Here is a 5667-nt window from a genome sequence, read left to right as displayed (position 1 = left end):
ATAGAAGAGAAATAACAAAGGAGAATATAGTAAAAAATATAATGCGTCTGCCCTGGTGCATAAAAGATTCTAAGTTTCTGCATAGAAAATCTTAAATCTATGCACTGAATAGTCTTAGATACAATAAAGGTTATGGAGATATTATTTGATGGAAGTAGAATATCTTACTCCATTTTTATACGAATTTTACTTCGTTCCATAGCTGTTATCTTGCGATTAATGTCTTTTTGTACTGGTGCATTTCATTTTATATGCTGTCGCACGATGACAAGGTAAAGTACACTGCTGAAAATAGTTAAGTGAAAAACTACCTGGTTTGTTGAAAAATACTATATTTGTACACAACTCTAAATATTTTATTTATGAAACACGACTGTCAACCAAATCCCATTGATACGGATTATATGGTATTGGTGCATGATATGGTACGATTATCAGAACAAATAGCTCGAAATATACACAATATGGGCAGGACTTGTATGTTTTGCCATCAATAAGTTATAAGCATGAACCGTTTTATAAACTACTACAAGAAGATATTCTCACAAGAGTATATGGATCGCACCATTTCGGGGGGGGATCGTTGGGCTAACCGCTATCAACTGGATGCCTATAGTGTATTTTGTCGTACGCTAGGCTATGGTATTAAGCGGAGCGACCGTTCGCCGGCACGCATATCCGTATCTATGTTTAATGAGAATCTACCGTCTCAAGTTTTGTATCTACTGGTGCGCATGGAGAAATACCGATGGAATGCCGAGCGTACGGTAGCTGGCTGGAGACGTGCCGAGGTGAAAGATAAGGTTTTCTTGCAACACCCTCTCATTATGCCTTTCAATGAATTGCTGCAAAAGTACCCCGAAGAGGTGGAGAAGGATGCCGACGTTATTCTTAATTTGCCCTATGTACTGGCATTGGGAGGATATGAACTTTATAAACTGGCCGATCAATAAGGGGCTAAAATAATACAGTGAATAATATGTTCCTCTTTTAATCTGGTAGTGACACTACCAACCGTAATTCATAATCAATATCCCATTTATCATGATAATTATATATTTATTTCTTGGACGAATTAAAGTAGTAATGACTGCAATAGTAACACTTAAATTTATTTAATATTTTTCGTTAAGAAATGATTTCTATGATGGTAACCCTCATACGTTGAAAACCCAAAATTTCTTCCTGCATTGAATAAATGCCTTTTTTTCATTAAAATCCTCTTTCTTTTAGGCAATAATCGTGGCGCGTTTGTTATTTATAAATAAGAAGATCAATTATTTAAATAGAATGAACATGAAGAAAAAATTAGCAGGAGTTGCATTGGTGTTGGCTGCCGTCTCTTTGATGAGTATACAGCCTGTAGAAGCATGTACGCGTGCAGTGTATATAGGTCCTGACCAGATGGTGATAACGGGACGTACGATGGACTGGAAGGAAGATATCATGACGAATATCTATGTATTTCCGCGTGGCATCCAACGTATGGGACATAACAAAGAGAAAACTGTGAACTGGACTTCCAAATATGGAAGTGTGATTGCTACAGGATATGATATAGGTACTTGTGACGGAATGAACGAGAAAGGATTAGTGGCTAGCCTGCTTTTCTTGCCGGAATCCATTTACTCTCTTCCCGGCGATACCCGTCCGGCAATGGGCATCAGCATTTGGACACAGTATGTGCTTGATAACTTTGCCACGGTACGCGAAGCGGTGGATGAATTGAAAAAGGAGACTTTCCGCATTGATGCTCCCCGTATGCCGAATGGAGGGCCGGAGTCTACCTTGCATCTGGCCATAACCGATGAAACAGGCAATACGGCTGTATTGGAATATCTGGATGGGAAATTAAGTATTCACGAAGGAAAAGAATACCGGGTGATGACAAATTCTCCTCGATATGAACAGCAGTTGGCCATTAATGATTACTGGAAGGAAATCGGTGGCTTACAGATGCTACCGGGAACAAATCGTGCGAGTGACCGCTTTGTCAGGGCTTCTTTCTACATTCATGCCATTCCGCAAACAGCTGATGCCAAAATTGCTGTTCCCAGTGTATTGAGTGTGATGCGTAATGTTTCTGTGCCATTTGGTATTAATACGCCGGAGAAGCCTTATATTTCTTCTACCCGTTGGCGTTCTGTCTCCGATCAGAAGAATAAAGTGTATTATTTCGAATCTACTTTGACACCGAACATGTTTTGGCTGGACTTGAAGAAAATAGATTTTAGTCCGAAAGCAGAGATTAAGAAATTGTCTCTGACAAAGGGAGAGATTTACGCTGGTGATGCAGTGAAGGATTTGAAAGACAGTCAATCGTTTACTTTCCTTTTCCAGACTCCGGTTATGTAGTTTGTCGGTGTCTGCAAATATATAAAAAGAGCGGTGGACAAGTGTTTGATTACAAGCTTGTCCACCGCTCTTTTTATATGCCGTTTATAACTTGACTTTTTGTCTGTCCGCTTTATCGTCTGGCATATTCCTGATGAAATTCAATGACTGCCTCTATCCCTTTACGGAAAATATCCAGTGAAAAGTTTTCGTTGGGTGAATGGATGGCGTCTGATTCAAGTCCGAATCCCATCAATACGGTTTTGATTCCCAGCACTTGCTCGAAAGTGGAAATGATAGGAATACTGCCGCCACGGCGTACTGCCAATGGTTTCTTTCCGAAAGCAATTTCAAAGCCTTTTTCGGCAGCCTGATAAGCAGAAAGCGAAATCGGGCATACATATCCTTGTCCTCCATGCATCGGAGTCACTTTCACCTGAACAGTTTCCGGAGCAATGCTTGCAATATACTCTGCAAACATCTGCGAAATCTTATGATGATCCTGATGCGGCACTAACCGGCAGGAAACTTTAGCATACGCCTTTGAGGGAAGTACGGTTTTAGAACCTTCCCCCATATATCCGCCCCAAATGCCACATACGTCAAAAGACGGACGACAGCTGTTGCGTTCCAATGTACTGTATCCTTTTTCTCCGAAAAGTTCTTTTACACCGATTGCTTCTTTGTATTTCTTTTCGTCAAAAGGAATATGGGCTATCATGTCCCTTTCCGCTTGAGGCACTTCTTCCACATCGTCATAGAATCCGGGGACAGTGATACGTCCGTCGGTATCCGTCACCTTGCTGATAATTTGGCAAAGTACGTTGATCGGATTGGCTACTGCACCTCCGAAATGTCCGGAGTGTAAGTCACGGTTCGGTCCGGTCACTTCTATTTCCCAGTAAGCCAGTCCGCGAAGACCGGTCGTTAAAGACGGAAGTTCAGCTCCCAGCATACTCGTGTCCGAGACAAGGATGACGTCTGCTTTCAGTAACTCCTTGTGCTCTTCGCAGAAAGCCTCCAAGCTGGGCGAGCCTATTTCTTCTTCACCTTCGAAGATGAATTTTACATTATTCTTCAGTAATCCGTTTTTGACGAGATATTCGAATGCTTTCACCTGGATGAATGATTGTCCTTTGTCGTCATCTGCTCCACGCGCCCAAATATATCCGTCCCGTATTTCCGGTTCGAACGGCTGGCTTTTCCAAAGTTCCAGCGGTTCGGCCGGCATTACATCGTAATGAGCATAAACCAATACAGTCTTTGCGTCCGGATCGACAATCTTTTGAGCAAAAACAATCGGATTGCCTTTTGAGGGCATCACCAATGCTTCGTCTGCTCCGGCTTCAAGTAACAACTGCGCCCAGCGTTCCGCACAAGCCAGCATATCATCGTGATGCTCCGGCAGAGCACTGATGCTGGGGATACGGATGAGGCTGAACAGGTCATTCATCATTTCCGGTTCGTGCGCTATTATGTATTTCTGAATTTCGTTCATTATAGTTGCGTCGTTTTATCCAATAAGTAATAATCAAGTATGGTCATGGCGGCCATTGCTTCTACGATAGGCACGGCACGGGGCAGTACACAAGCGTCATGGCGTCCGCGTGCTTTCAGGGTGGTGTCGATACCATCAATGTTGACGGTTTCTTGTTCCATCAGCAATGTTGCAATAGGTTTGAATACTACACGGAAATAGATATCCTGACCATTACTCAATCCTCCCTGAATACCTCCGGAGTGATTGGTATGTGTCTCGATGCGTCCGTTGTTATTATAGAAAACATCGTTCTGTTCGGAACCTTTCATTTTCAATCCCTTAAATCCTTCACCGTATTCGAATGCTTTGGCAGCGTTGATGCTTAACATTGCGTTGCCCAAGGCAGCATGGAGTTTGCCGAAAACAGGTTGTCCAAGTCCGATGGGGCATCCCTTGATGACGCAGGTCAGTGTGCCACCGATGGTGTCGCCTTCTCCTTTCACCTTATATATAAGGTCTGCCATTTCTTTTGCTTTTTCCGGGTCCGGACAACGTACATCGTTTGTTTCTATCAAATCAAGATCGTAATCCGAGTAAGTACCCTCCAATTTGATAGGACCTACCTGCGAAGTATAGGCAGTGATATTGATACCCAGTTGACGAAGTGCTAACTTAGCCAATGCGCCGGCTACCACGCGCGAAATCGTTTCGCGTGCGGAAGAACGTCCGCCGCCACGGTGGTCACGGATTCCGTACTTCACTGTGTACGTGTAATCAGCGTGTGAAGGACGATATACATTTTTCAGATTGTTGTAGTCATTGGAGTGTTGGTTTTCATTCCAAACGATAAAACCAATAGGGCATCCGGTGGATTTCCCTTCAAAAATACCTGAAAGAAACTCAACTTTATCAGCTTCTTTACGTGCAGTGGTAAGAATGGATTGTCCCGGACGGCGACGATTAAGTTCTTGTTGTACGAATTCTTCGTCGATGACAATTCCTGCCGGAAATCCGTCAATCACTCCTCCAACTCCTTTTCCATGAGACTCACCGAAACTTGTGAGCCGAAAGATATTGCCAAATGAATTAAACATAGTTGTGGCTTTTTTAAAATTACTATATGCAAATATAACAAAGTTTTCGATAAGAAAGTTGTGAACTCGAAATATCTTCGAAAAAGGAAGCATATTGAACCTTTTTTCTTCTTTTTAGTTTATAAGGGACGAAATTTATTATAATAACTAAACCAAAGACGTATGAAAAAGAATCTATTGTATTTATTGGCATTGGTCTGCTCTCTTACTTTCTTTGCTGCTTGTAGCAGTGACGATGACGACAGTGATAACAAAAATAATGGGAATCCTCCTGAAGAGGAAGCTGCGATAACGGCTCCGGATGTAGTCGGAACGTATTGGGGAAATCTGGATATATCCATGATACCGGATGGTTCTGACCAGGAAATTGTCATAGGAGATGGAATAGAGAAGTTTATCACTCTCTCGCAAGTCAGCAATACGGAAGTGAAGATTGAACTGAAGGAGTTTGAATTGTTCATCAATCAACAGATTCTGAAGTTTGGAGATATTGTTGTTGATAAGTGTGAAGTGAAGAAAGGGGAAGGTGTGTCTACATTTACCGGACAGCAAGACCTTACGTTTGAGGGAAATGCCGCTGCTTTGGGTACTTGTCCTGTAACTGTTACAGGAACGGTAGAAGATGGAAATGCAGACATGACCATTAACGTGAAAGTGCCTACATTGCAACAGACTGTAAAGGTGACCTACTCCGGAGTGAAACAGGTGGCGGAGTCTGGTGGAAATTAATTTCTTGTTCACCACAGATTACACAGATTA

4 protein-coding genes and 1 pseudogene are annotated in these 5667 nt (G+C 42.4%); 3 read left to right on the top strand and 2 right to left on the bottom strand.

The features are described from left to right. Nucleotides 1-575 precede the first annotated feature (575 nt). Nucleotides 576-953 (top strand): annotated as a pseudogene (locus ACT8YW_RS21455) (hypothetical protein); the annotation flags it as partial. Between the two features lie 343 nt (nt 954-1296). After that, complete coding sequence (locus ACT8YW_RS21450; protein WP_444107086.1) at nt 1297-2355, top strand: linear amide C-N hydrolase; 1059 nt, start codon at nt 1297-1299, stop codon at nt 2353-2355. A gap of 112 nt (nt 2356-2467) precedes the next feature. Here ACT8YW_RS21450 and ACT8YW_RS21445 read toward each other — a convergent pair whose 3' ends face one another. After that, nucleotides 2468-3832 carry a dipeptidase gene (locus ACT8YW_RS21445; protein WP_444107085.1) on the bottom strand — a complete coding sequence of 455 codons (1365 nt, stop codon included), beginning with the start codon at nt 3830-3832 and terminating at the stop codon, nt 2468-2470. Further along, a complete protein-coding gene (gene aroC, locus ACT8YW_RS21440; RefSeq protein WP_008024813.1) occupies nt 3832-4908 on the bottom strand; it encodes a chorismate synthase in 1077 nt (358 codons plus the stop codon). Before aroC ends, ACT8YW_RS21445 begins: the two co-directional genes overlap by 1 nt. Nucleotides 4909-5070: 162 nt before the next feature. Between aroC and ACT8YW_RS21435 the strand changes: the two genes are divergently transcribed. Continuing rightward, nucleotides 5071-5637, top strand: coding sequence for a calycin-like domain-containing protein (locus ACT8YW_RS21435; RefSeq protein WP_008024812.1), 567 nt, complete (start codon nt 5071-5073; stop codon nt 5635-5637). Nucleotides 5638-5667: the final 30 nt, after the last annotated feature.

This window comes from Bacteroides sp. (assembly GCF_052357945.1).
Classification (GTDB): domain Bacteria; phylum Bacteroidota; class Bacteroidia; order Bacteroidales; family Bacteroidaceae; genus Bacteroides.
Note: the sequence above shows the minus strand (reverse complement) of the source record. Positions and strands in the feature narration are given on the sequence as shown.